Source organism: Actinocorallia longicatena, assembly GCF_039534125.1.
Lineage (GTDB): Bacteria > Actinomycetota > Actinomycetes > Streptosporangiales > Streptosporangiaceae > Actinocorallia > Actinocorallia longicatena.
Genome location: NZ_BAAAUV010000009.1, coordinates 93,352 through 119,515 on the forward strand (window position 1 = coordinate 93,352; position 26,164 = coordinate 119,515).

General features: G+C 69.8%; 21 protein-coding genes and 1 pseudogene. 11 read left to right on the forward strand and 11 right to left on the reverse strand.

Annotated elements, in window-relative coordinates; genetic code table 11:
• Window positions 1-15: 15 nt before the first annotated feature.
• The 3 genes from ABD785_RS20045 to ABD785_RS20055 all read right to left on the reverse strand — a co-directional run bounded on the left by ABD785_RS20045 (window position 16) and on the right by ABD785_RS20055 (window position 2,435).
• Window positions 16-375 (reverse strand): hypothetical protein, encoded by a 360-nt coding sequence (locus ABD785_RS20045; protein ID WP_344830410.1) that lies wholly within the window; start codon window positions 373-375, stop codon window positions 16-18.
• Window positions 372-1,925, reverse strand: coding sequence for a flavin monoamine oxidase family protein (locus ABD785_RS20050; protein WP_344830413.1), 1,554 nt, complete (start codon window positions 1,923-1,925; stop codon window positions 372-374). Before ABD785_RS20050 ends, ABD785_RS20045 begins: the two co-directional genes overlap by 4 nt.
• 87 nt (window positions 1,926-2,012) lie before the next feature.
• Entirely contained in the window at window positions 2,013-2,435 is a 423-nt protein-coding gene (locus ABD785_RS20055) for a PaaI family thioesterase (protein ID WP_344830414.1), read from the reverse strand.
• Between the two features lie 69 nt (window positions 2,436-2,504).
• On the opposite strand from ABD785_RS20055, the gene ABD785_RS20060 reads away from it, so the two are divergent.
• The gene (locus ABD785_RS20060; protein ID WP_344830416.1) at window positions 2,505-2,936 is read left to right on the forward strand and encodes a MarR family winged helix-turn-helix transcriptional regulator; all 432 of its coding nucleotides are present in this window, start codon (window positions 2,505-2,507) and stop codon (window positions 2,934-2,936) included.
• Between the two features lie 3 nt (window positions 2,937-2,939).
• Here ABD785_RS20060 and ABD785_RS20065 read toward each other — a convergent pair whose 3' ends face one another.
• Complete coding sequence (locus tag ABD785_RS20065) at window positions 2,940-3,518, reverse strand: TetR/AcrR family transcriptional regulator (protein WP_344830418.1); 579 nt, start codon at window positions 3,516-3,518, stop codon at window positions 2,940-2,942.
• Window positions 3,519-3,573: 55 nt separating this feature from the next.
• Here ABD785_RS20065 and ABD785_RS20070 point away from each other — a divergent pair, with 55 nt between their 5' ends.
• Entirely contained in the window at window positions 3,574-4,416 is an 843-nt protein-coding gene (locus ABD785_RS20070; RefSeq protein ID WP_344830423.1) for an alpha/beta fold hydrolase, read from the forward strand.
• A gap of 158 nt (window positions 4,417-4,574) precedes the next feature.
• Here the strand turns inward: ABD785_RS20070 and ABD785_RS20075 are convergent, their stop codons facing one another.
• Window positions 4,575-5,852: a NucA/NucB deoxyribonuclease domain-containing protein gene (locus ABD785_RS20075; RefSeq protein WP_344830425.1), complete on the reverse strand. Its 1,278-nt coding sequence runs from the start codon at window positions 5,850-5,852 to the stop codon at window positions 4,575-4,577.
• 120 nt (window positions 5,853-5,972) lie between these two features.
• Between ABD785_RS20075 and ABD785_RS20080 the strand changes: the two genes are divergently transcribed.
• The 3 genes from ABD785_RS20080 to ABD785_RS20090 all read left to right on the forward strand — a co-directional run bounded on the left by ABD785_RS20080 (window position 5,973) and on the right by ABD785_RS20090 (window position 8,378).
• On the forward strand, window positions 5,973-7,241 hold the full coding sequence (locus ABD785_RS20080) for an RICIN domain-containing protein (RefSeq protein ID WP_344830427.1): 1,269 nt from the start codon (window positions 5,973-5,975) through the stop codon (window positions 7,239-7,241).
• 211 nt (window positions 7,242-7,452) lie between these two features.
• Complete coding sequence (locus tag ABD785_RS20085; RefSeq protein WP_344830429.1) at window positions 7,453-7,647, forward strand: hypothetical protein; 195 nt, start codon at window positions 7,453-7,455, stop codon at window positions 7,645-7,647.
• Window positions 7,648-7,823: 176 nt separating this feature from the next.
• Complete coding sequence (locus ABD785_RS20090; RefSeq protein ID WP_344830432.1) at window positions 7,824-8,378, forward strand: RICIN domain-containing protein; 555 nt, start codon at window positions 7,824-7,826, stop codon at window positions 8,376-8,378.
• Between the two features lie 62 nt (window positions 8,379-8,440).
• Here ABD785_RS20090 and ABD785_RS20095 read toward each other — a convergent pair whose 3' ends face one another.
• Window positions 8,441-8,704, reverse strand: a complete 264-nt coding sequence (locus ABD785_RS20095) for a DUF397 domain-containing protein (protein ID WP_344830434.1) — start codon at window positions 8,702-8,704, stop codon at window positions 8,441-8,443.
• Window positions 8,701-9,552 (reverse strand): helix-turn-helix domain-containing protein, encoded by an 852-nt coding sequence (locus ABD785_RS20100; protein WP_344830437.1) that lies wholly within the window; start codon window positions 9,550-9,552, stop codon window positions 8,701-8,703. The genes ABD785_RS20095 and ABD785_RS20100 overlap by 4 nt, the downstream gene beginning before the upstream one ends.
• A gap of 130 nt (window positions 9,553-9,682) precedes the next feature.
• Between ABD785_RS20100 and ABD785_RS20105 the strand changes: the two genes are divergently transcribed.
• Window positions 9,683-10,102: an ATP-binding protein gene (locus tag ABD785_RS20105; protein WP_344830440.1), complete on the forward strand. Its 420-nt coding sequence runs from the start codon at window positions 9,683-9,685 to the stop codon at window positions 10,100-10,102.
• Here the strand turns inward: ABD785_RS20105 and ABD785_RS20110 are convergent.
• From ABD785_RS20110 to ABD785_RS20125, 4 genes are all read right to left on the reverse strand, one after another.
• Entirely contained in the window at window positions 10,089-12,281 is a 2,193-nt protein-coding gene (locus ABD785_RS20110; protein WP_344830443.1) for a carbohydrate-binding module family 20 domain-containing protein, read from the reverse strand. The genes ABD785_RS20105 and ABD785_RS20110 overlap by 14 nt on opposite strands.
• A 12-nt stretch (window positions 12,282-12,293) precedes the next feature.
• Window positions 12,294-13,178: a carbohydrate kinase family protein gene (locus ABD785_RS20115; RefSeq protein WP_344830445.1), complete on the reverse strand. Its 885-nt coding sequence runs from the start codon at window positions 13,176-13,178 to the stop codon at window positions 12,294-12,296.
• A 10-nt stretch (window positions 13,179-13,188) separates the two neighbouring features.
• Window positions 13,189-16,380 (reverse strand): carbohydrate binding domain-containing protein, encoded by a 3,192-nt coding sequence (locus ABD785_RS20120; protein ID WP_344830448.1) that lies wholly within the window; start codon window positions 16,378-16,380, stop codon window positions 13,189-13,191.
• Between the two features lie 267 nt (window positions 16,381-16,647).
• Window positions 16,648-19,989: an alpha-amylase family glycosyl hydrolase gene (locus tag ABD785_RS20125; RefSeq protein ID WP_344830451.1), complete on the reverse strand. Its 3,342-nt coding sequence runs from the start codon at window positions 19,987-19,989 to the stop codon at window positions 16,648-16,650.
• Window positions 19,990-20,299: 310 nt separating this feature from the next.
• Between ABD785_RS20125 and ABD785_RS20130 the strand changes: the two genes are divergently transcribed.
• The 5 genes and pseudogenes from ABD785_RS20130 to ABD785_RS20150 all read left to right on the forward strand — a co-directional run.
• On the forward strand, window positions 20,300-21,601 hold the full coding sequence (locus ABD785_RS20130) for an ABC transporter substrate-binding protein (RefSeq protein WP_344830453.1): 1,302 nt from the start codon (window positions 20,300-20,302) through the stop codon (window positions 21,599-21,601).
• Window positions 21,602-21,686: 85 nt separating this feature from the next.
• Window positions 21,687-22,652: a carbohydrate ABC transporter permease gene (locus tag ABD785_RS20135; protein ID WP_344830454.1), complete on the forward strand. Its 966-nt coding sequence runs from the start codon at window positions 21,687-21,689 to the stop codon at window positions 22,650-22,652.
• Complete coding sequence (locus ABD785_RS20140; RefSeq protein WP_344830457.1) at window positions 22,649-23,506, forward strand: carbohydrate ABC transporter permease; 858 nt, start codon at window positions 22,649-22,651, stop codon at window positions 23,504-23,506. The genes ABD785_RS20135 and ABD785_RS20140 overlap by 4 nt, the downstream gene beginning before the upstream one ends.
• Before the next feature lie 31 nt (window positions 23,507-23,537).
• Window positions 23,538-25,151, forward strand: a complete 1,614-nt coding sequence (locus ABD785_RS20145) for a glycoside hydrolase family 13 protein (protein WP_344830460.1) — start codon at window positions 23,538-23,540, stop codon at window positions 25,149-25,151.
• A gap of 10 nt (window positions 25,152-25,161) precedes the next feature.
• Window positions 25,162-26,159 (forward strand): annotated as a pseudogene (locus ABD785_RS20150) (LacI family DNA-binding transcriptional regulator); the annotation flags it as partial.
• Window positions 26,160-26,164: the final 5 nt, after the last annotated feature.

Here is a 26,164-nt window from a genome sequence, read left to right on the forward strand (position 1 = left end):
CAGCCCATTCTTCGGTCAGGCGGGGCCCGGTGGGCCGGTGGGGCTGGTGGAGCCGCTGGTCATGGTGCTGAGAATCGTGCCGATGCCGTAGTGGCGCCGGAGGGTCGCCTCCTGTGCGGGCGAGATGTGGGCGCTCGCGGGATGGGTGGGTGCCGTGGCCACGCGGTGGCGGGGGTAGGGGACGCGCAGGACGCCCGATTCGGTGCTGGCCGTCGCGATGGGGACCAGCCGGTCGGGGCCGTCGTCGAGGGTGATCGCGGCCCATTCGGGGCGGGCGGTCCTGTCGTCGAAGTAGAAGCGGTGGATGGTGCCGAGCTCGGTGCCGTCGGGGCCGCCCAGGCGGGTGCCGAGGAAGCGGTGGATGTCGTCGGTCATGCGTTCACTCCCCGCAGGACGGTCTCGGTGCGATCGGGGGCGGTGGCGGCGTCGATGGCCCGGGCGGCGCGCAGACCCGATTCGAGGGAGCCCTCGATCCAGGCGTGCCACAGCGAGCAGTGCTCGCCGGCGAAGTGGATGCGGCCCTCGGGCTTCTCGATGTGGTGGTGCAGGTCGGTCTGCTGACCGGGTTCGAAGAGGGCGAAGGCGCCGGCCGCGTGCTCGTCGTCGTACCAGGAGTGGCTGAGGCCGAGCTCGAAGGTCTCGGTGATCTCCGGGTGGATCTTGGCGACGTCCTCGAGGGCCTGCTCGATGCGCTTGTCGGGGCTCATCGCGCCCCAGCGCAGGGCGTCCTGGCCCCAGGTGTAGCTGGCCAGGAGGACGCCGCGCTTCTCTTCGGGGTCGGAGTGGGACGGGTAGACGATGCGCCGGATGGGCAGGTCGGTCACGGTCGTGCCGCCGACGATGCCGTCGGTACGCTCCCAGAACCTGTCACGGACCTGGAAGAGGATCTTGGTGGAGGCGTTGTAGTTGAGCGCGCGGATCGCCCGCTGCTTGCCCCGGGAGAACTCCGGCTGCACCTCGATGCCGCGCAGCACCGAGAACGGCAGGGTGCAGATCGCGTAGTCGCCGGTCAGCCGGATCTTGTCGCGGCCCACCCGGACGTGCAGCGTGACGCCGTCCTCGTCCTGCTCCATCGCGGTGACCTCGTGACCGAACCGCAGGTTGTCGCCGAGCTCGCCGTAGAAGGCGGCGGGCAGCCGGTCGGAGCCTCCGACGATCTCCTGCATGTCCTCGAAGGCCCGCCCGACGATCTCGCGGAGCTGCTCGATGACGGCGGCGTTCAGGTTGTTCTCGCGGAAGCTCATCACGCCGTACAGCTCGATCGCGCCGGGCGAGAACCCGCGGTGCTCCAGGAAGCTCCTGATCGAGAACCGGTCGTACTCGGCGCCGAGCCGGTCGAGCAGCGCCTCGCCCTCCCGGTCGTAGAGCTCGCGGATCTCGCGGGTCGCCTCGGCCCAGAGCTGCTCGTAGGTCCGGCCGCGTTCGTGCGGGGCCAGCCCGAAGTCCAGGATGTCGGGGTCGGCGTTCAGGTCCTTCTGCGTGACCCGCTTGCCGTGGATGAAGCCGAGGGCCTTGTGATTGCTCATCACGAACGACCGCAGGGAGAGCCCGAACCTCTCGCAGTAGGTGAGCGCGAGGTCGTGGACGCGCGGGAAGCGCATGGCCCCCGCCTCGGCGTAGAGGCCGGGCGCGAAGTCCCGCAGCGTGTAGACGCGGCCGCCGACCCGTCCCTGCGCCTCGAGGATGACGACGTCGTGCCCCTGGCGCTTCAGCTCGTAGCCCGCGGCCAGTCCCGCGATGCCCGCGCCGATGACGAGGACCCTCTTGGGCGGGCCACCGCCGTCCAGCCCGTCCCTGGCGATCTCCACCAGGTCCCGTCCCACCCGGTCCGACGCGTGCGGGGCCCTGCCGCCCGCCGCCCGTACCTCGTCCGGCACCCCGGACGCCGGTAGCGGTACGGCCCCCTGCCCGCTGTCCATGCCCATCACGACCACCCTCCGCCGAGAATCTCACTTCCTCTGAGTAAACGGATGAGCGCGGAGAGTTTCCATAGGCGGAAGGGCAGGAAAGGCTTACGTCACCGCGGGACCGGTCACCGCGACGTCCCCCTGGGCGACGGCGCACAGCAGGGGCTCGCCCCGCTCGTCCACGGTGAAGATCTCGCAGCGGCTGACGACCCGGCCGCGTCCGGCGCGGATCACCCTGCCCTCGGCGCGCAGGGTGCCGTCGACGGCGGGCCGGAGGTAGTCGATGGTGAAGCCGGAGGTGAGGACGTTGCCGCCCACGACCGCTCCGGCGGCGAAGGTCAGGGCGGAGTCGGCGAGGTAGCCGAGCAGCCCTCCGTGCACGTAGCCGTGCTGCTGGCGCAGGTCCTCGCGGATCTCCAGTTCGAGGACGGCGGCGCCGTCGCCGAACTCCACGATGCGGGTGCCCAGGAGCTTGCTGAAGGGCTGCCCGGCGAGCACCTCCTCGGCGAAGGCCATCTGTCCGTCCATGGGACGCTCCTCACTTCACTAGTGAACTGAGGATAGGCGTGAGGGCGCGGCGTCTGTCAAGATCCCGGTATGGCCTCACCGGACGACCGTCTGTACTTCCTGCTCCAGCGGGCAGCCCACCGGCTGCGCGCCCGGGCCGACCGGCTGTGCAAGGACGCGGCGGGCATCTCCACGGCCCAGCTCGGCGCGCTCTTCGCGGTGCGGGACGAACCGGGGATCACCCAGCAGGGGCTCGCCGGCGTCCTCGGGCTGGGCGAGTCCGCCGTGACGGCGCTCGTCGCGCGGCTGGAGGCGGCGGGGCTGGTCGACCGGCGTCCGCATCCGGCCGAGCACCGGGCGGTCGCCCTGCACCTGACCGGCGGCGGCGCGGCCGCCCTGGAGGCCGTGGGTCCCACGATCGAGGCCTTCAACGCCGAACTGCGGGCGCTCCTCGGCGACGAGGACTTCCTGCGGGCCTCGGCCGCCCTGGCACTCCTGGCCGAGCCGGGCCACGGGGCCTGAGCGTCAGAGCTCCCGCGCCGCGCGCAGGGCGGCGACGCGGGCGGCGACAGCGCGGCCCGCGGCCAGGAGCGGTTCGGTGGAGCGCAGGGTCCGGGCCATGACGAAGGCGCCTTCGAGGGCGGAGAGCAGGGCGAAGGCGGTGTCACGGGCGTCGGCGCCGGACAGGCCGCGCCCGGTGAGGTAGGCGGACGCCTCGTCGACCCAGTGCGTCATGACCTCGGCCGCGGCCTCTCTGAGGCGGGGTTCGGCGTCGGCGACCTCACCGGCGACGGTGCCGACCGGGCACATGTTGGCCCAGCCGGTGTCGCGCATGTCCGCGGCCGCCGCCGCGAAGGCCGCCTCGATGCCGGCCGCGAGGTCCTCGTGCGGGTCCAGGAGCAGCGGGAGGAGCTGGATGTAGACGGCCCCGGTCTGCCGGAGCGCGGCCGCGGCGATCTCCCGCTTGCCTCCCTTGAAGTGGTGGTAGAGCGAGCCCATCGGCGCGTTCGCGGCGCGGGTGAGCTGGTTGACGCCCGTCGCGGCGTAGCCCTGGGCTCGCATCAGCTCCGCCATCGCCAGGACTATCCGCTCTTCGGTTCCCATGGAACCCATGATAGAACGGTCTCTCTAGAGAGATCGCTCTAATCGGGGAGATCGCATGCTGAACGTCGAAGTGACCGCGGGTGTCGTGGAGTACGACGAGATCGGCTCGGGGCCGCCGGTGGTGCTGCTCCACGGCCTGCTGATGGACCACACGGTCTGGGACCGCGTGCTGCCGCTGCTCCCGGAGGGCTTCCGGTACCTGCGCCCCGTCCTGCCGCTGGGCTCGCACAGGCGCCCCATGCGCCCGGACGCCGACCTGACCCTGCGCGGCCAGGTCACCCTGGTCGCCGACTTCCTGGACGCCCTGGATCTGAAGGACGTCACCCTGGTCCACAGCGACTGGGGCGGTTCCCTGTTCCTCACCGCCTACGGTCTGGACCGGCGGATCGCCCGCCAGGTGATCCTCCCGTGCGAGGCCTTCGACAACTTCCCGCCCGGCCTGCCCGGCAAGATGCTGAAGGTGGCGGTCCGCGTTCCCGGCGGCCTCCGCTTCGCCGCCCTCCAGCTCCGCGTCGGCCTGCTCCGCCGCCTCCCGTTCCTCTACGGCGGCATGGTCCGCCACCCGCTCCCGAACGCCCTCATGCACCGCTGGACCGAGCCGTTCCTCCGCGACCCCGGCGTCCGCCGCGACGTCAACGCCTACTGCCTCAGCAGCTTCCACGCCTTCAACGCCGCGGACCTCATCCACGCCACGGAACAGCTCCGCCGCTTCACCGGCCCGTCCCTGGTCCTGTGGTCCCCCGACAACAAGGTCATGCCCCCCGGCCACGGCCGCCGCCTGGCCGAGCTCCTCCCGAACGCCGACTACGCCGAGATCCCCGGCGCCTACGTCCTGTCCATGCTCGACGCCCCCGAGGCCGTGGCCCGCCACCTCGGCGCCTTCCTCACCGAGACCTGACCCGCGGGTGGGCTCGATGCGGGCGTTCCCGGCCCGCCCCCGCCCGGCTCACCGTTCGACCTCAAGCTCCGAGCAGGCGACGGGCGGCGGCCACCGCTCCCAGGGAGGTGGGGACGGTGGCCGCGCTCGTGCTGGGGGACGGTCGGCCGAGCGTGACGTCAGTTGACGTTCACCCAGAACGGATCATCTTCGGGCCAGGCCAGGATCCGGTCGTTGACATAGAAGTTGTTGAGCTTGGTGCCCGCGGACCGGTTCTCGCTGTAGTTGATGTTGCGTACCGAAAAGTCCCAATCGACCGATGATGCGCCCTCGAAGGTGGAACTGAAGGGGTATTCGTCGCAGTCGTCGACGTCGGTGTTGTACGGCGGAAGGCCGGTCGTGGCGTCGTAGTTCGGGCTCCACGGGTTCAACCCGCCCGTCCGCCCGCATGCTGACAGCCTCGTCCCTTCGTTCGCCGCGGCGATCGCGCCGCCCTGCTTCCGGCTCACCACGCGGTGCAGCGGCGCTCCCCGGGACGCGGCCGTCGCCGACCACTTGCCGGGGATCTTCTTGGGGTGGTTCTCCTTGGGGTAGGTGACGCCGTCGGTGGCCGGGGCGTTCTGGGCGTCGCGGATGTGCTGGCGAATGTCGGGGTGGGCGCTGTCGTAGGTGAGGAAGGGCAGCACCGCGGTGTAGACGCAGGCGTGCGGGTAGCTCCCGTCCTTGTCGTTGAAGTAGTCGGCCGAGTCGCAGCGGATACCGATCGGGGGGCCCTGACCGCGTTCGATGGTCACCTCGTATCCCGGGCTCGCGCCGTCCGCCGCGATGCGCCACTTGTGGAAGGCGACCTTGTCATCGCCCTCGCCGCCGACGGAGGAGACATCCCAGTAGACCCAGTTGGAGAAGTTGCTCCACTGGGCCCATTCCATCTTCGCCGGAGACCGCCCGACGCCGCACGTGGCGCTGGCGGGCTGATCGGTGCCCGGCACGCATTGGGCGTCGATCTCCAGCTTCAGCTTCGGAGCGGTGAGCCGTTTCTCCAGGATGCTCCACACGTCGTAGTCGACCGACCCGGTTTCGGCGCGGAAGAAGACACGGGTGGCGCGGGCGTTGTTGTAGCCGATGGCGGCGGCCTGGCCTCTGATCGTGTTGATGCCCTTCAGGACGCGCCTGTCGTTCTCGATCTTGTAGTACTTGCCGACGATCTCGTATTTCTGGCACCACTTGAACCGGTTGTAGATGCGGCCGTCGGGTTCATGGGCCTCGGTGGAACCGAGGCAGTCGTTCAGCCACTCGGTGCCCGCGGGGTTGTCGGGGGTCATCGGCATCGCCCCCGCCGGGCCCGTCCCCTTGCCGTTGATGCTCGCGGTGGCGATCGGTGAGCCGCCCAGGGTGAGGAGGGTCACGGTGAGGGCGAGGGAGGCCGTCGCCGCCAGCAGGCGTCTGACGCGCTTCACGGGCGATCCCCCTCTTTCCTTTTCGGTGTCATACAGACATGATTGTCTCCTAGAGACGATCTTGTCTATATGGGACCGGCCCGGCCCGTCCGGCCGGCCGGACGAAGGGGGAAGACGACGATGCGCTCCGTCAGAGCCGCGGCCCGCACGGGCAGAGCACTCCTGATCTCCGCCGCCTGTGCGGTCATCGCCATGCCGCCGGCGATCTCACCGGCCGCCGCCGCACCGGCCGAACCCGCCGCCGCCCAGGCGGCGCCCGCACCCGGCCAGGCCTGCACCGCGGCCGATCTCGGCAAGCGCCACCCGATCATCAAGACCACCGAGGTCGCCCCGACGATCACCCACTTCAAGGGCTGGTACGTCACCCAGGGCACGGCCGGCTACCAGAACGTCACCACCAGCACCCAGACCACCATCTCGGTCTCCGTCGGCCTCAACGGCGAGATCAAGGGCGACTTCGCCGTCGAGACCCTCGGCAACGTCGGCGCGATGCTCGGCCTGAACGTCCACGTCGACTACACCTCGACCACCAGCGAGTCGACCTCGGTCAGCTGGGACTTCTACGAGCCCGGCTACTACGGCGTCTACAAGGGCACCAGAAAGGTCACCGGCACCTACGGAAGCCTCAACTGCAACCGCGTCCAGCAGGGCGACGGCACCTGGGCGCTGAAGTGGATCGAGGGACCCGACAGCGGCGGCTTCACCACCTACACCACCCTCGAAGAGGGCGCGGTGCGCTGCGAGGACAACGTGCCCGCCACCAGCATCATGCGCAAGGCGCAGGCTCTCCTGGACTGCGAGACCCCGCCCAGCGCCGGGCAGGCACCGGGACCGGTCGCCTCCGCCAAGGCCGCCGCGGCCGGGAACACGGCGGTGAAAGGCACGGCGGACAAGGCGACGGGCAAGACGGCCACCGCCCGGGCCGCCGCTCCCGCCGGTTTCACCTGCGACTCCGGTTACTACAAGATCGGCACACCTGACCAGGCCCTGTTCTGGACCGCGCCCCTCAACCAGAGCGACAGCGTCCGGCTCAGGCCCTCCACGATCTTCAGCGGCAACCTGGACCAGTGGCAGCTGTGCCGCGGCCCCGAGCGCAACGGCGTCGCCGAACACATCCTCGTCAACCACCGCAGCGGCCAGTGCCTGGCCGTCGCCGAGCAGAACGCGTCCGACGAGGGGACACCCCTGGTCCACCGCAACTGCAAGGCCGACGACCTCCAGCGGTTCTACGTCTACCGCGACGTCCCCGGCTCCAACAAGATCGGCGTCCAGAACAAGTACACCGGCTACATGATCGGTCACGACCGCTACGCCGACGGCCAGCCCCTGCGCCAGTACAGCAGCGGCAGGCAGGACGGCTCCGGCACCTACGTCCTGGTCACCGCCTGACCCCACCCGCCCGACCCGGACCGTCCGTCTTGTGGCGGTCCGGGTTCTTCGCGACCATGGCCGGGTGGATCGTGATGTGAGTCTTCCGGCAGAGCGTTATCGGTCGCCGGCGGGCTGGCAGCCGCCGGCCGGGTCGAGGCCGGGATGGGATTGGACTCCGCCGGGCGGAATGCGTGCCCATCTCGCGCTGGTTCCGTGGTGGATCAGGGCGATGTACCGCCTGCCGTTCATCGACCGTTTCGCCCACGAGCTGATGTGGCATCGAGGCGCGTGGGAGGTATGGCCACCGGATCTGATCGATCCCGCTCCCGGCCCCGGTCCCGATGGCATCGGCGCACCGCTGCCGGTTCTTCCTCCTGACGGCGGAGCCGGAGCGGTCCAGGCGGCCATGCCGCCGCCTGAATGACCCGCTGTCGGGATGCGCGGGATCCTGGAGATCAGCAGGACGAGTCCGGTTTTCCGAGACCGCGGCGGCCTACGTAGAGCGGTCCTGCTAACTCGGTAGAGGTCACGGATCCGCTGGATCGGGTGCGGGGGCGAGGCTCTGGGGTGTCAGCAAGTCATCCGCAGAGGAGCAGGATCATGAGGAAAGCCATGAGGTTGATGGCGGTCGCCGGTGCGTTCGCGGGGGCCGTCATCGGCTGCGGAGGTGCCGCGGACGCGGCGGCGGCCGCGGCGGGCCCCGGCCCGTTCTACTGGATCGTCGGCGTCAACAGCGGCAAGGTGCTCATGCCGTCCGGGCAGTCGAAGGCGTACGGCGAGCAGATCGTCCAGGCCGGCCAGGGCGACCTGGGCGCGCAGCACTGGAAGATCCTCGGCTCGGGAAACGGCCGTAAGCTCTACAACCGCCATTCCCACCTCTGCATCGTGGCGCCCGCCACCGGCAGCGCCGCCTACCTGCGCCAGGAGGGCTGCGACGGCAATTCCGGCGACCCGAGCAACCTCCGCCCGGTGTGGACGGTGTCGGACTACGACGCCATGTGGGCCGGCAGCCCGGTCACCTGGCAGTCCCCGTACAGCTTCCACGTCATGGACGTCTACCAGGCACGGCTCGACGACGGCGCACCGCTCATCCAGTATCCCTACACCGGCGGCACCAACCAGCAGTTCTACCTGAAGCACGTCCCCGGCACGTGACAACGGTTTACCGACGGCGGCCGGGCACCCGGCCGCCGCCTCCCAGCACCCGCTCAACAAGCTCAGGCAGACGCCCCCCGCTTGAGCCCGCCCAGGAAACTGCGCCAGGCCGGACGGGTGAGCCGCAGGTGGGGGCGTTCGGGATGCTTGGAGTCGCGAACGGCCATTCGGCCGACGGCGGGAGCGACCTCGACGCACTCCTCACCGAAGTCACCGCTGTGGGTACTCTTCCGCCAGACGACGCCTACTTCGACGCATTGCTCGGCGAGGTCGCCGCTGTAGCTGCTCTTGCGCCAGCGATGGGGATTGGAGTCAATGCCGCTCATAGAGCCGAGGCTATTCGATGAATGATGTCGCGGGATTCGGCCGGAGTGGGCAGCAGCGCCGAGGCACGTGTAAAGGCCTCCTGGTACTGACGGGCTTTGGGCTGGTCGTCCACGACCCAGCGGTTGAAAAGTTGCTCGACCAGAATCAAGGTGATGTTGGTGCGGGCGAGTTGGAGGATCGAATAGGGCGGACCGATGAGTACCAGGCTCTCGTAAGGACGCACCTGGATCGTCGTCCCCGGGTGCTCGGAGAGCTGGAGAAGGCGTTCAAGCTGGACGCGCATGACCCTGTCTCCTGCCGGTGCTCGGCGCAGGCCCGACTCATCGATGATGAAGTGGAGGTCCGGGCGGTGCGGACCGTGGAGGACCTGCTGCCTCTCCATGCGAAATTCGACGTAGCGGCGCCCAATCGCTCCGTCGATGTCTCCCATTTGGTTCATGATCATCGCAGCGGCATAGTCCTCCGTCTGCGCCAATCCCGGCACACTGTCGACGGCCAAGTGCCGAAAGCTGCCCGTGTTGGCTTCGAGGGAACACAAGTCGAGCGCTTCAGGCGTCATCAAGTCGCCGTAGACAGCCCACCAACCAGACCGGGTGTCCTGGCGGGTGAGTTCGATGAGGCCTCGCGCGTCGGGGCCGTCGATCGGGACGCCGTAGCGGCGGAGGATGTGCTCCAGATCGCGGGGGCGGACCCCCTGGCGGGCGTTCTCGATCATGCTGAGGGATGACGGGGAACGGTCGAGGAGGCGTCCAGCGGCCTCGAGCGTGTAGCGCTTGGAATCGCGCAGGTCACGAAGGTACCTGGCGATGTAGCGCCTTCGGGTGGTTGACCGGGATTCAACCGACATGCATCGAGGGTGTCACGCAAAGCGACCGAGTCCGTAGATAATCGCAAGGTCTGAAATCTTCAGCCGATGGCCATTCCAGACCGGGACGAAACTCTCCGCTCGGGCTCCACCGCCCGGTCAATCTGGGGGCATGGATGACGAAAGAGAGCTCATCGGGACGTTGACACTGCCAGGGGTCGAGCGATCCGTCGCGTATGCCCGTAAGTTCTGCCGGGACATGCTCGGGGGCGGGCATCCGGTCCTCGACGACGTCCAGACCTGTGTGAGTGAGGCGTTCACCAATGGCGTCGTGCATTCGCGGTCCGGCGAGGGCGGGAAGGTGACGGTCGCGCTGCTGGCGGGGCCGGGCCTTGTCGTGGCCGAGGTCGTGGACGACGGCGGCAGAGGGGTGCCGTGTGTGCGGGACGAGGGGCAGGCCGAGAGCGGGCGGGGGCTGAGGATCATCGACGCGTTGAGTGTGCGGTGGTCGGCCGGGGAGCGGGAAGGGCACACCGTCGTCCGGATGGAGTTCGGGTGTGCCCTTCCTCAGGGGGCCGCTACTTCCAGGTGAGGGTGACCGTGGAGGTCGCCGTGGTGCCGGTGGTGTAGGTGCGGTTGGCTCCGCTCTCCCAGGTGACGTTGCCGGAGGCGTCCTTCTTGATCAGCTTGTACTCGAAGGGGGTGCTCTTCGGGAAGGTGATCGCCTTGGACCAGACCGGGTAGGCGGCGGACGACAGGGGGATCGCGTTCGCCGGGTTCCAGGAGCCGAGGGAGGCCGGGGAGCCGACCAGGTAGACGTTCGTGCCGTAGGTCGTGGTGACCGTGGCGTTGAAGGTGACCTCCGTGGTGGTGGCGGTCTCGGACGGGGTGGGGGTCGGGCTCGGGGTCGGGTCGGTGCCGACCGTCACGCCCGCGGTGCCGAAGGTGCTGGTGAAGGACTGGGCCGCCGTGGTCGTGGTGACGGTGCGGTTGGCGTTGGTCTCCCAGGTGACGTTGCCGCTCGCGTCCTTCTTGACGTACTTGAACTCGACGGCCGTGTTCTTCGGCAGGTTCACCGTGGCCGACCAGGTGTTGTTCGCTCCGGCCGTCAGCGGGATCGCGTTGACCGGGTTCCAGGACGCCAGGGCCGGGATGCTGCCGACCAGGTACACCGACTGGCCCGCGTTGACCGTCGCGGTGACGGTGAAGGTCTCGGCGACGGTCGTGCCGGTCTCGGTCGGGGTGGGCGTGGGGGTCGGGGTCGGGTCGGTGCCCGGCTTGGCACCGGCGTGGATCGCGACCGCGCTGTTGGCGGGGATGGTGACCGTCGCGGTGCCCGAGGCGACCGTCACGGTCGTGCCGGTGCAACCCGTGGTGGTGGGGGTGCCGGTGATGACGTCGCAGTAGGCGCCGTTGGCCAGGCCCGTGCTGAACTGCGAGGTGGAGGCGCTGCCCGAGTCGTTGATGCCGATCCAGGCGCGGTCGCCGCGGTGGAAGCCGATGACGTTGGCGTTCACCGTCGTGAAGTCGGAGACCGACTTGACCGCCTTCGCGGTGTTCGCCCAGCCGACCATGCCCTTGATCGCGGTGGACTGGGTGAGGCAGTTCCAGGACGCCCCGCAGCTCGCGGCCGTCACGAAGCCGTTGCCGTCGGCCGGCGGCGAGGAGTTGCGGTTCGTCCAGGTGAAGCTGTCGTAGACCGACGGCTTGCCGTGCGGGTAGGCCAGCGCGAAGTAGTTCGCGAGCGTGTAGTCGGTGCCGTTCTTGTACGACAGGACCACGCCGTCGCGCTCCAGGTCATGGTTGGTGACCATGGCGAACACGTTGGCGCTGGGGGCGTCCAGGGCCCAGCTCGAGACGTTCGCCAGCGCCGAGATCGAGCCCTGGAAGGCCGAGCGGATGCCCTTGGCGTAGGCGAAGTCCAGGACGTCGCCGTTGCCGGTGAAGGCCGCGGCCTTGAGGGCGTTGTTGCTCGCGCCGTCGAAGATCTCCTGGGCGACGTAGGGGCGCTTGTTCTCGGCGGTCGTGTTGTTCAGGCGGCCGAGGATGTTAGCGAAGTCGTCCTTCCTGATGTGCTTGACGGCGTCCACGCGGAAGCCGTCCACGCCGATGCCGATCAGGTCGTTCAGATAGCCCGCGATCTTGCCGCGGACGTAGTCCTTCTCGGTGTACAGGTCCGACAGCGACAGCAGCTCGCAGCCCGTCACCTGGGCCTCGTTGTTCCAGTCGCTGATGCCGCCGCTGGTCGGGCACGGGTCGCCCGGGTGGTGGAAGTCGGCGCTGGAGTAGGGGACGGCCGGATAGGAGTAGCCCGTGAAGGCGGTGCCCGCGTAGCCGGTGGTGCCGCCGGCGTTGTTGGTCCCGGCCATGTGGTTGACGACCGCGTCGACGTAGACGCGCACGCCCGCGTTGTGACAGGTGGTGACCATGGAGGCGAACTGGGCGCGGTCACCGAACCGGGAGTCGAGCCGGTAGGAGACCGGCTGGTACACCTCGTACCAGGGGTGGGCGCCGTCGGCCGAGGTCGGCAGGCTCACCGACTCCTGCGGCGGCGCGACCTGGACGGCCCCGTAGCCCGCCGGGCCGAGATGGTTCGTGCAGGCGGCGGCGACGGACGGCCAGTTCCACTCCCACAGGTTGGCCGTCACCTCGCTGTCGTTCAGGGTGACGGCGGCGCTCGCCGTGCCTCCCCCCGCGAGGGTGACCGACACGAGGCCGGTCGCGGCGAACGCGACCGCGGCGAGCGCGGCGCGGAATCTCACTTTGGACATGGCTGCCTTCTTCTAGGGGTGGGGGGTGAGCCGGGCTTCCAGCTCGGGCAGGGTGATCAGGGCCTGGTGGGTTCCGGCGGCGCCGCAGGCGTACAGGCCCGCGACGGCACCGGAGCGGACGCACTCCACGACGGCGCGCGAACGCAGCCAGGCGTGCAGGAAGCCGGAGACGAACGCGTCTCCCGCCCCGTTGCTGTCGACGACCGGTCCCCCGGCCGCCGGCTCGTAGTGCCGAGGCTCGCGGTCCGCGCGGGTGGCGAACCAGCCGCCGCGCTCGCCGTCCATGACGACGACGGCCAGCGCGCGGCCCTCGGTGAACAGGGCGTGGACGGTCCCCGGGACGTCCGCCAGCGCGGTGGCGCTGACGAACACCACGTCGGAGGAGCGGGCGAAGTCGGCGTGGTGGGGGTTCACGCCGTCCCAGTCGTGCAGGTCGGTCGAGGTGGTGACCCCGTCTCCCAGCGGGTACACGTGCCGGGCGAAGTCCATGATCGAGACATGGACGTGCCGGGCGGGGGCGGCCGCGACGAGCCCCTCGGGCAGCCGCTGCCCGGGAAGATCACGGCCGTCGTAGAACGACGTCCGCCGGCCCTTGGGGTCGACGAGGTTCACCGCCCGGCGGGTCCCCGCCGGGCTGATGACGAACTCGGTGTCCACTCCCCCGGCGGCGAGCCGGTCGCGGACGAGCCCGCCCAGCCGGTCCTCCCCGAGGAAGTCGACGAGCTTCACCGACAGCCCGAGCGACCGGCAGCCCAGCGCGACGCCGCTGCCGGTGTGCCCGGCGTACTCCGCGATCCCCGGTGTGGCCACCGAGTCCGCGTACGGAAGCGGCAGGTCCTGCGGCACGTTCACGATCGTGTCGACACCCGCGCCGCCGATCACCAGAACGTCGTACATCGGATTCACCTCACTTCAGGTAGGGTCCGGCCGCGCCGATCCGGCCCGGTCCGTCGAGCACGTAGACCCGCAGGTTGCCCTTGCCGGGCGCCGCGACGGTCAGGGTCCCGTTCGTGACGGCGCTGACGTCGCCGGTGACGGCGTCGCGGTACGTCCCGTTCGGGATGCCGGAGTAGGTGGCGCCGCCGGTGATCGTGACCAGGGCGAAGCTGTCGACCGATCCCTCGGTGTAGCGCCGCTTGAAGGCCATCGAGCCGGATACCCCCTCCCGCGAGTACTGGCCCATCTGGAGCGCCGGGATCGCGCGGCGGATCCGGTTGAGCCGCTGGAGGTGCTTGACCAGGGGGCTGTTCAGGGTGGTGGCGACGGTCCCCGAGGAGGCCGAGACGACGCCGAAGTCCGAGGCGGTGACCGTCCCGGCGAGCTTGTCGCCGTAGTAAGCGCGGCCCGTGGTCGACAGCGGGCAGGTGCCGCCGCAGTCGATCTGCTTCCCGGCCTGGAACTCGATCTCCGAGCCGTAGTAGAGGGTCGGGATGCCGCGGAAGGTCCACATCAGCGCCATGTTCTCCGCCCACGCGTCGGTGCCCCCGGAGTAGCGGGTGCTCGACTTGTTGGGGCCGAAGTCGTGGGAGTCGACATAGACGGCGTTGTAGGTGGCGTCGTTGGTGGAGTCGTCGGAGTCCTGGCCGTTGTTGAAGGCGTTCTGCGCGTCCCCGAAATTCATGTGCATTCTCATATCGATGATGTTCATGCCGGAGAAATTCGTGTGGTCGGGCGCGTGGTAGGAATTGCCGTTGAGGAAGGCGTTGGCCGAGGTCGGCTGGTTGCCGGTGCCCTGGCCGTTCTCGTAGGCGAACTGGTCGAGCGCCGCCTGCACGTCGTCGTCGGTGTAGGTCTTGCGCTCCTTCCAGGTGAAGAACTGGGCGGAGTGGTTGACCGAGCCTCGGTTCCACTTGTCGTTGACGAACGCGCCGACCTCGCCGAACACGTAGAAGTCCTGGGCCTTCCGGGCGCCGTACTTCTCGGTGAGGCGGGCCTGGAGGGCGGGCAGGAACCGGCGGTTCCAGGTGACGCGCGGAACGTGCACCGCGGTGTCGACCCGGAAGCCGTCCACGCCCATGTCGATGTAGGAGTTGTAGGCGCCGATCAGGTAGTCTTGGACGGCCTTGTTCTCGGTGTTGAAGTCGGCCAAATCGTCGTGCAGCCAGCAGGAGCGCGAGTCCTCGCCCTCCCAGTTGCCGATCCAGCACTGGTGGTACAGCGAGGCGGGGAACATGCCCGAGGTCGGCGACGGCCACTGGCAGTTGTGAATGGTGAAGCCCTCGGGGCTCTTGTACTGGGTCGCGGTCCCCCAGTTCCGGCAGGTGTTCCCGGCCGGTTCGGCCGTCTCCCACAGGTCGCCGTTGTAGGGACGGCCCTTGGCGAGGGCGTTCTGGGCGGCCGTCAGCGACGGGTCGTCGCCCTGGGCCTCCTGGAGCGGGTCGTAGGCCTTCCCCGGCTGCTTGGTGGCGTACATCCAGTCCCACTGGCCGTCCTTGGCGCCCCACACCTTCGGGACGAACAGGCCCTTGGCCCCCCAGCGGGAGGAGTGGTTGTAGACGACGTCCTGGTAGATCTTCACGCCCTTGGCGTGGGCGGCGTTGATCAGGTCCTGGTAGGACGCGCCCGGCGACTCCAGGCGCGGGTCGACGCGGTAGAAGTCCCAGCCGTGGTAGCCGTGGAAGTCGTAGTCGGAGCGGTTCAGGACCACCGGGGTGATCCAGATGGCGGAGAAGCCGAGGCCCTTGATGTAGTCGAGTCGGTCGACCAGGCCCTTGAAGTCGCCCCGGAACATCGGGTCGGCCGCGGCGGCGTCGCCCGAGCGGACGTACTGGCTGCCGCCCCGGTTGTTGGAGGCGTCGCCGTCCATGAAGCGGGCGGTCATCGCGAAGTAGATCGCGTCCTTGCGCGGGTCGCCGCCGAGCATCGTGCCGCCCGCCGGGGGCGGCGGGGCGTCGCCCGTCTTCGCCGACGCCGTGGGGCCGGCCGCCGAGGTGTTCCCCGCGGCGTCCCTGGCCTGCACGGTGAAGGTGTAGGTGGTCTGGGCGGCGAGTGAGGAGACCGTGAAGGAGGTCCCGGTGGCCTGGTAGACGGTCGAGCCGCCGGAGGCGGGGGAACCGGTGATCGTGTAGCCGGTGACGGCCACGTTGTCGGTGGACGGGCCCCAGGTCAGGGTGATGCTCGTGCCGTCGGCGGTGGCGGTCAGCCCGGCCGGGACGGTCGGCGCCCGGGTGTCGGCGGGCGGGACGTAGCAGGGGTCGGCGGCGTCGGCGGTGACGACGCCGTCCTTGACGGTGGTGCGGCCGAGGCCGAGCGCGTAGTCGCCGCCGCCGTTGTTGTCCCAGGTGCCGGAGCCGTTGTTGAAGGCGGCCTTCAGGCCGGTGGCCGCGCCGAGGTCGACGTCCTTGCGGACCCACCCGGTGCAGGCGGCGTCCATCGTGACGCCGGGGACGGCCGTCCAGGAGCCGCCGGACGGCTGGTAGTGGAGGTTCGTGGTGCTCCAGCCCCGGGTGGCCGTGAAGTAGTAGACGGAGGCCCTGGCGGTGGTGCCGGTCGTCTTCGTGACGGTGCCGGAGGGGGCCGAGACGTTGCCCGCGGCGTCCTTCGCGGTGACCGAGTAGGTGTAGGCGGTCTCAGGGGACAGCCCCGTGTCGGAGAACGACACCGCGGTGGCGGCCAGCTTGACGGTGCCGTCCGGGCCGGTCCTGGTGATCTCGTAGCCGGTGACGCCGACGTTGTCGGCCGCGGCGGTCCAGGTGAGCTTCACCGTGGTTCCGGTGACGGTCGCGGCCAGGCCCGTGGGGGCGGTCGGCGCGGTGGTGTCGGGGGCGCAGGGGCTCCCGGAGCCGATCACGCCGCCGCTGACGGTCACCGTGCCGGTGCCGAGGGTGTAATCGGCGCCGTTGTTGTTGTCCCAGGTACCGGAGCCGTTGGTGAAGGTGGCCTGCCAGGTGGTGGCGGTGCCGAGGTCGATGGTCCGGCTGAACCAGCCGGCGCAGGCGGCGTTCATCGGGACGCCGGGGACGGCGGTCCAGGTGCCGCCGATGCCGTAGTGGACGTTGGGGGCCGTCCAGGCGGTGCGGTAGAAGACCGTCACGGTGTTCGCGGCCTGCGCGGGAAACGCGGGGACCGCCGACGCCAGAAGGACGACGGTTCCGATCACGCTCCTCCCGAGGCGTGATCGGAACCGGGTTCGGAGGGCAAAGCCCATGCTGTGCTCCAAAGCGAAGGTTCGGGGGGTGACCGGACCATCCCGCCAGCACTCGGGTTGGGGCCGTGCAGTGACGAGCATCACCCATCACGGCAGATGACGTCAATACATTGCAGCAAGGTTTCTGAAAATCGACTGCAAGACAACAAAGTGGGCCCGGCGGCCTGTTCCGGTGCTGGCGGAACGGGCCCCGAGCCCACGCTTGGGGGGAGGAATCCCTTACTTCACGGTGACACCCGTGGCGGTGAGCAGGCCGCCGGTGGCGCCCCGTTCGAGGGCGACCAGCTTGAAGCGGACGGCCTTGTCCCGCAGCCGGGCGAGGTCGCGCGGATCGACGGTGAAGGCCCCCTCTCCGGACGGGGTCAGGCGCAGCAGCCGGACGTCACCGGTGAGATCGCCGTCCTCGATCGCCAGGTCGTCGGCGAGGGAGTAGGCGAGGGCATAGGTCTTCCCCGCCGTCGGGCCGGTCTTCCAGGCGACCGTGGAGCCGGTCAGGACGGCCTCGGCCTTCGACAGGTCGGCGTCGAGCCCGGCGCCGCCGAGCTGCGGCAGCAGGTAGCCGGGGGCCGCGGCCAGGGACCAGACCTCGTTGCCGTAGGTCGCCAGGTCGAGGGACTGGTCGTCGGGGAGGTCCTTCTCGCCGTCCTTGTGCAGGATGTAGCTGAGCGTGGTCGCGCCCGGGGCGAGCGGGACCTCGTAGATCGCCCCGTAGGCGTCGGTTCCGGAGGGCCGGATCCCCTTGTCCCACTCGGTGGGGGCCGCCGCCCCGGTCCAGGTGTGCAGCGTCCAGCCGTCGTAGTCGCCCGCGGGCCGCCGGTAGTGCAGGACCGCGACGCCACGGGCCGCCGCCGACGTCCGGTACTGGGCGGCGTCGCCGGAGACCACGAACGCCCGCGGCTGGGCGGCCGGGGTCAGGCTCAGGTCCCCGGTGTCCTTCTGGTCGCCCTTGTGGACGATGTAGTTCAGCGGGGAGTCCCCGGACTTCAGCGGGATCCTCCAGTAGGCGCCGAAGGAGTCGGTGCCGTCGGGCGGCCGGGGGGCGGACCAGTCGGTCGGGACGCCGTCCGCGAGGGCGTCGCCCCACAGGTGCAGGCCCCAGCCGGTGTAGTCCCCGTCGGCCCGCCGGTAGTGGACCGTCGCGTAGGGGACCGAGGTGGAGACCGTGCCGGAGCCCTCTTTCAGCCAGATCTCGCCGCTGCGCAGCACGTTGACGGTGTGCTCGGTGCCGTCGGCGTCCTCGCCGTCGTGGACGAGGACCTTGACCTCCTTCGCGCCGGGCTTGAGCTTCACCCAGGCGAACCGGCCGTAGTCGTCCTCGCCGGCGAACGGGGCCTCCACGGCCTCCTCGACGTCGCCGGAGAAGCGGGCCGTCCAGCCGTCGTAGCCGCCCTGACGCTGGTAGTGGACCAGCAGCCGGTCGCGGGAGAGCGCTCCGGTGCCGGGTTCCGCCGGGACCTCCCCCACCGTGCCGGACGCCTCGGCGGAGCTCGTCCGGCCCACGCTGTCGATCACGGTCGCCCGGTAGGTGATCCGCGTTCCCGGGGCGGTGCCCGCCGCGGAGTGGAAGACCCGGAAGGAGCGGTTGTCGTCGGCGCCCAGCGGCTGCCACGCCCCGTCGCCGATCTTCGCCTGGAAGGCGACCCGGTCGAAGCCGTCGCCGGGCACGGACGCGGTGATCTCGGCGCGTCCCAGGAGGGTCGCGGGGACCGCCAGGGTCACCGAGGGGGCGGCGGCCGGAACGGCCAGCGGCGCCTGCGCCCGGTAGACGACCGCCTGCTGCGGCGGCACGGGCACGGTGATCGTCTTGTCGGCGGCGCTCGTGACGGCCGGCCCGGAGGCCCCGTAGAGCGGCGCGAACGCCGTCCCGGCCGAGAAGGTAGGGATCTTCACCTCGCGGGCGGCGGTGCCGCTGTTGACCGCGACCACGTACTCGGTGTTCTGCGGCGCGGAGATCCGGGAGAAGGCGTAGACGCCGCCGTCGGCGAGGCGCTCGATCTGGGCGCCGTCGCGCAGCGCCGGATGGGCGGTGGTCAGCTCGGCGAGGGCCTTGATGCCCTGGTAGAGCGGGTGGGCGGGGACGTAGTTGTCCTGCGCGGCCGTGGCCGTGGTGCCGATCTGGTCGTCGTCCAGGTAGGAGGGGACCTTCGAGGCGAACAGCGAGGTGCGGGCGTCGGTGTCGCCGCCGTCGCCGGTGTAGCCCTGCTCGTCGCCGTAGTAGATCACCGGCTGGCCGCGCGTCAGGTACATGAGCTGGTGGGCGAACTGGTCGCGCCTGAGCAGCTCGGCGTCGGAGGCGCCGGGGTTGTCCCTGGCGATGAAACCGCCGATGCGGCCCATGTCGTGGTTGCCGAGGAAGGTCGGCAGTGAGTAGGCCGAGGAGTCGGCGTCGGTGTACAGGTCGTCCTGGGCGTAGAGGGCCCGCAGCCGGTCGGCGGGCGCCCCGGACGCGAACGCGCGGGCGGCCTCCTGGAAGGGAAAGTCCAGCACCGAAGGGAGCTTTCCTTCGGTGACATACCGAGAAGTGATCTTCGGGTCGCCGCTGTAGACCTCACCGAACTGGAAGAAGTCCGGGTTCCCCCGGCCGGCGGCGTAGGCCTGGATCGCGGGGGCGAACCGCTGCCAGAACTCGATGTTGACGTGCTTGGCGGTGTCGATGCGGAAGCCGTCGACCTCGGCGTCCTTGATCCAGTGCTCGTAGATGTCGGTCATGCCCTTGACGACCCTGGGGTTCTCGGTCATCAGGTCGTCGAGGCCGTAGAAGTCGCCGTACTCGGCGTTCTCCCCGGCGAAGGTCGAGTCGCCCCGGTTGTGGTAGAGCGTCGTGTCGTTCAGCCAGGCCGGGACCTTGGCGGGCAGGCCCTGCGGCACGACCGGGGTGTAGGGGAAGGAGTTCTCGTCGATCCTGGGGAAGGGCTTCGTGCCGTCGGCGTACTCCGCCTCGTCGAACGGGTGCCCCTTGGTGTCGAGCAGCGGGTAGGACGCCTTCGAGCGGTAGGAGTACCGGTTCTCGGCTGTGGAGATCACATCGGCGGTGTGGTTGGTGATGATGTCGAAGAAGACCTTCATCCCCCGCTTGTGCGCCTCCTTCACGAGCTGCTTCATCTGGGCGTTCGTGCCGAGGTGGGGGTCGATCCGCGTGAAGTCGGTGATCCAGTAGCCGTGGTAGCCCGCGCCCGCGTTCGCTCCGGTCCCCTGGACGGGACGGTTCTGGAACGAGGGGGTCAGCCAGATCGCGGTCGTGCCCATCCCCTGGATGTAGTCCAGCTTCTGGAGGATCCCGGCGAGATCGCCTCCCTGGTAGAAGCCCTTGGAGGCGGGGTCGAGCCCGGTGGTGAGCCGGTCGCCGGTCAGCCCGCCGCTGTCGTTGGCCGTCTCGCCGTTGGCGAACCGGTCGGCCATCGCGAAGTAGAAGCGCTCCTTGCTCAGGGTCGGCCGGAACAGGCCGCCGGGATCGTCGGGGGCCGCCGCGGCGGCCGCGGGGACGACCGGGACCAGGGCCGCGCCCAGGACGAGGGCGGCGACGGCCCTCAGCGAGCGTGATCGGGGAGTGTTCGGGGCCAAGACGGGCCTCCAGGCTCAGGGGGGGTGGCCGGTTCGGGGGTGTGCCCGGCAGCCGGAAGCTACTCAATTCCTTGCAAGTTTTGCAAGACTTCCGCAAGAACTTTCCGCACCGCTGCGCCGCCGCGAACGCCCAGAGCACGCCACGGGCGTACGTAAACTCGGGCAACTCCCCGAGGCGGCGACGTGTTACAAGCCGGTAACAAAGCTTGCGTCCTCTTGCTGCAAACCATTTACAGATTTGCAACGCGTTGCTAGCGTCCCCGGCACATCCCCTCGAATCCCCTGAAACCTCATCAAGGAGGAACGCACAATGCGGCTCACCCCTCTGGTCGGCGCTGTCGCCGGCCTGGCGCTTGTGCTCACCGCGTGCGGCGGCGGCAGCGACGACGAGAAGAAGCCCGCCGAGACGAAGGCCGTCGCCCTCGAAGGACGCGGCCCGATCACCTTCGTCACCGGCAAGGACACCTCCGGCAACCTGCAGAAGCAGATCGACGCCTGGAACGCCGGCCACCCGAACGAGACCGCCAAGGTCATCGAGCTCTCGGACAAGGCCGACGAGCAGCGCAACTCCATGATCCAGAACGCCCAGGCCAAGTCGGACGCCTACACCGTCCTCAACCTGGACGTCGTCTGGACGGCCGAGTTCGCCGCCAACCGCTGGATCGCCGAGCTCCCCGAGGCCGACCTGGGCGTCGACAAGCTGCTCAAGCCGACCGTCGAGACCGGCAAGTACTTCAACAAGCTCTACGCCCTCCCGGCCGACTCCGACGCGGGCCTGCTCTACTACCGCAAGGACCTCCTCACCAAGGCCGGCATCACCGAGGCCCCCAAGACGTGGAAGGACCTGTTCGCGGCCTGCGACACCATCAAGGCCAAGGTCGCCGAGGCCAAGGACGCCGGCTGCTACGGCGGCCAGTTCGACAAGTACGAGGGCCTCACCGTGAACGCCTCCGAGGCGATCAACGCGGGCGGCGGCCAGGTCGTCGACGGCGCCACCGGCAAGCCGAACGTCAACACCCCCGAGGCCAAGGCCGGCCTGGACGTCCTGGTCAACGCCTTCAAGGACGGCCACATCACCAAGAAGGCCATCACCTACACCGAGGAGCTCGGCCGCGCCGACTTCCAGGCCGGGAACCTGCTCTTCCACCGCCAGTGGCCGTACCAGTACGCGCTGGCCCAGGACAAGAAGTCCTCCAAGGTCGTCGGCAAGTTCGACGTCGCCCCGCTGCCCGGCGTGAACGGCCTCGGCGTCTCCACCCTCGGCGGCCACAACTTCGCGATCTCCGAGTTCGCCAAGAACAAGGCCACCGCGGTCGACTTCCTCAAGTACATGACCAGCCCCGAGGTCGAGAAGGCCAACGCCCTCGTCATCGGCAAGGCCCCGTCCGTCGCGGCCCTGTACGACGACCCCGAGGTCGTCGCCAAGTTCCCGTACATGCCGGCGCTGAAGACCGCCATCGAGAACGCCCAGGGCCGTCCGAAGGCCGTCAAGTACGGCGACGTCACCACGGCGATCCAGGAGGCCGCCTACGGTGCCCTCACCGGCAAGACGACCACCGACCAGGCCCTCAGCGACCTGCAGAACAAGCTCGTCACCCTCACCGCGCAGTAGACCCTGAGTGAGCCGAGGCGGCGGGGCCTCTCCTACCGGCCCCGCCGCCTCGGTCCTCCCATCTCCGTCGCTCAGGAGAGGACCCATGGCGACCACCCTCCGGAAACCACCGGCCGCCGTCCGCGCCGGGTCGGGGAAACCCGCCGCGGACGGCTCGCGCCGGTTCGCGCTCCTTCTGCTCTCCCCCACCTTCCTGGTGCTGGCGCTCGTCGTCGGCTACCCGGTGCTGGCGGGGTTCCGCGAGTCCCTCTACGCCAAGGCCGAGGGGCTCACCCCCGACGGCTTCGTCAAGGAGGGCTCGGAGTTCGTCGGGCTGGAGAACTACACGGCGCTGTTCAGCGGCGACCGCGGCGACGCGTTCCTGAACGCGTTCTGGAACACGACCTTCTTCACGATCGCGACCGTGGTGCTGGAAACCGTGATCGGCATCGGCCTCGCGCTGATCATGCACCAGGCGCTGCGCGGCCGGGCCGTCATCCGGGCCGGCGTGCTGGTGCCGTGGGCCGTGCCGACCGCGATGTCCGGACTGCTGTGGCGCTGGATCTTCCAGCCCGACGGCATCGCCAACGCGATCCTCGGCCGGCAGATCCTGTGGACCGCCGACGGCTTCCAGTCGAAGGTCGCGGTGATCATCGCCGAGGTGTGGAAGACGTCCCCGTTCATCGGGCTGCTCGTCCTCGCCGGGCTCCAGGTGATCCCCCGCGAGGTCTACGAGGCCGCCTCCGTGGACGGCGCCTCGGCCCTGCAGAAGTTCTGGCGGATCACGCTGCCGCTGGTGAAGCCCGCACTGATCGTCGCGGTGCTGTTCCGGCTGATGGACTCCCTGCGCATGTTCGACCTGCCCTACGTCCTCATCGGCGGGCACAAGGAGTCGGTCGAGACCCTCTCGATGCTGGCCTGGAACGAGGCCGGGAACCTGCGCTACGGGGTCGGCACCGCCTACGCCACCGTCCTCTTCCTTTACATCGCCGTCATCGCCTATGTCTTCGTGAAGGTGCTCGGCGCTGATGTGATCGGTACCGCCCGCGAGAACAGGAAGGCAGGGAAATGACGACAGCGCACGGCGCCGCCCTGGCGCGCACTCCGCTGCACCGGCGGGTCCTGCCCTACGTGGGCGTGGTCTTCGTCCTGGTCTTCTGCCTCGCGCCGTTCTACTGGATGGTCGTGTCGGCGTTCCGCCGGCCCTCCGACCAGTTCGACTCCAGCCTGCTGCCCGCGCCCTGGTCCACCGAGAACATCCGGGCCGTGTTCGACCCGGACAACTCCTTCGGCCGGTCGCTGCTCAACAGCCTGGTCGTGGCCGGGACGACCACGGTGCTCACGCTCGTCATCGGCATCTTCACCGCCTACACCCTGGCCAGGCTCGACTTCCGCGGCAAGAACGCCGTCCTCGGGATCATCATCGCGACGTCGATGTTCCCCGGGATCTCCCAGGTCCTGCCGCTGCTCAAGCTGTTCACCGACTGGGGCTGGATCAACACCTACCAGTCGATGGTCGTGCCCAGCCTCGGTTTCGCGCTGCCGCTGGCGGTGTGGAACCTGACGGTCTTCTTCAAGCAGCTCCCGTTCGAGCTCGAACAGGCCGCCATGATCGACGGCTGCTCGCGCGGCCAGGCGTTCCGCAAGGTCATCATCCCGCTGGCCGCGCCGGGCGTCTTCACCACCGCGATCCTCGTCTTCATGATGGCCTGGAACGAGTTCATCATCGCGCTGTCCATGGTCAACAAGAAGGAGATGCAGACGGCGACCGTCACGATCTCCAAGTTCACCGGGATGCGCGGATTCGACCAGCCGTTCGGCACCCAGATGGCCGCCGCGGTCGTCGTCACGGTGCCGCTGGTCGTGATGGTCCTGATCTTCCAGCGCCGGATCGTCGCGGGCCTCACGGCCGGCGGCGTCAAGTAAGCCACCACATCTCTCGGGGGATCCGTTTTCCATGACCGCACTCGTGAACACCACCGCCACCCGCTGGTGGCGTGACGCGGTGATCTACCAGGTCTACGTGCGCAGCTTCGCCGACGGCGACGGCGACGGCGTCGGCGACCTGCCCGGCATCCGCGCCAAGCTGCCCTACCTGGCGGACCTCGGCGTGGACGCCCTCTGGCTGACCCCGTTCTACGCCTCCCCCATGGCCGACTTCGGGTACGACGTCGCCGACTACCGCCGGGTCGACCCGCTGTTCGGCACCCTCGACGACGCCAAGGCGCTGATCGACGACGCGCACGCCCACGGCCTGCGGCTGATCGTCGACATCGTCCCGAACCACACCTCCGACCGGCACGCCTGGTTCCAGCAGGCCCTGACCGGCGACCCGGCGGCGCGGGCGCGCTACATCTTCCGCGACGGCCGCGGCGAGCAGGGCGAGCTGCCGCCCAACGACTGGGAGTCGGTGTTCGGCGGCCCCGCCTGGACCCGTCTCCCCGACGGCCAGTGGTACCTGCACCTGTTCGCCAAGGAGCAGCCCGACCTGGACTGGGAGAACCCCGAGGTCGCGGCCGAGTTCGACGACATCCTGCGGTTCTGGCTCGACCTCGGCGTCGACGGCTTCCGCATCGACGTCGCCCACGGCATGGTCAAGGCCGCGGGCCTGCCCGACGTGGGCTACGCCGACCAGATCAAGATGCTCGGCACGAACGTCCTGCCCTACTTCGACCAGGACGGCGTCCACGAGATCCACCGCGCCTGGCGCCGGCTCCTGGACTCCTACGGCGGCGAGCGCGCGGCCGTCGCGGAGGCCTGGGCGCCCACCGCCGAGGGCCTGGCCAGGTACGTCCGCCCGGACGAGCTCCACCAGGCGTTCAACTTCGCCTACCTGGCCGCCGCCTGGGAGGCCCCGGTGCTGCGCGCCGTCATCGACGAGTCGCTGGCCGCCTCGGACGCCGTCGGCGCCCCCTCCACCTGGGTGCTGTCCAACCACGACGTCCGCCGGCACGTCACCCGCTACGGCGACGGCGAGGTCGGCCTGCGCCGGGCCCGCGCCGCGGCGCTGCTGATGCTGGCCCTGCCCGGCTCCGCCTACGTCTACCAGGGCGAGGAGCTCGGCCTGCCCGAGGTCCTCGACCTGCCGGCGGAGTACCTCACCGACCCGCAGCGCGGGCGCGGCGAGGAGGCCGGCCGCGACGGCTGCCGGGTGCCGCTCCCCTGGGACGGCGAGGTTCCGCCGTTCGGCTTCTCCACCGAGACGAGCTGGCTGCCCATCCCCTCCCGCTGGCGCGGGCTGACCGTCGCCGCCCAGAGCGCCGACATCACCTCGACCCTCTCGCTGTACCGGGAGGCGCTGCGGCTGCGCCGCGACCTCCCGGCGCTGGGCGACGGCCGCCTCACCTGGGAGGACGGCCCCGAGGGGACCCTCGTGTTCGTCCGCGACGGCGGCGACGGCACCCGCTTCCACTGCGCCATCAACCTCGGCGGGCACGCGTCCGCGATCCCCCTCGACGGTGAGATCGTCATCGCCAGCGCTCCGGTCCAGCGGATCGGTCGCCGGCTCCATCTCCCCACCGACACCGCCGTGTGGTGGATCTCTGCGGACGGCACCCCCGATGCCCGGTAAATTGAGGGCCATGACGACACGTCTGGCCGACATCGCGGCCCAAGCCGGGGTCAGCGAGGCGACCGTGAGCCGGGTGCTCAACGGGAAGCCCGGCGTGTCCGCGTCGACCCGGCAGGCCGTCCTGACGGCGCTCGACGTCCTGGGATACGAGCGACCCGCCCGGCTCAAGCAGCAGCGGGCCGGGCTCATCGGCCTGATCGTCCCCGAGCTGACCAACCCGATCTTCCCGGTGTTCGCGCAGATCATCGAGACGGCGCTGGCGATGTCGGGGTACACGGCCGTGCTGTGCACCCAGACCGCCGGCGGCATCCGCGAGGACGACTACACCGAGCTGCTCCTGGAACGCGGCGTTTCGGGGATCATCGTGGTCAGCGGGATGCACGCCGACTCGACCTCCGACCGCGCCCGCTACACCCGCCTGATCGACCGCGGCCTCCCGCTGGTCCTCATCAACGGCTACCGCGCCGACATCGAGGCGCCGTTCATCTCCAACGACCACGTGGCGTCGATGGAGATGGCCGTGGAGCACCTGACCTCGCTCGGCCACTCCCGGATCGGCCTCGCGGTCGGCCAGGAGCGGTTCGTCCCGGCCATAAGGATGACCCAGGGCTTCCGGCGCAGCATGGCTGCGCGCACCAAGGAGAAGGACCTCGACGACCTGGTCGTCACGTCGCTGTTTTCACGGTCGAGGGCGGCCAGTCGGCGGCCGTCCAGCTTCTCGACCGCGGCTGCACCGCGATCTGCTGCGGCAGCGACATCATGGCGATCGGCGCGATCCGCGCCGCCCGCCAGCGCGGGCTGCGCGTGCCCGAGGACGTTTCGGTGGTCGGGTTCGACGACTCCCCGCTGGTCCCCTACCTCGACCCGCCGCTGACGACGATCCGCCAGCCCGTCCGCGAGATGAGCCTGGCCGCGGTCAACAACCTGCTGGAGGAGATCGGCGGCAACCGGGTCCCGCGCACCGAGCTGCTCTACCACCCCGAGCTGGTGGTGCGGCGCTCGACGGGACCGCT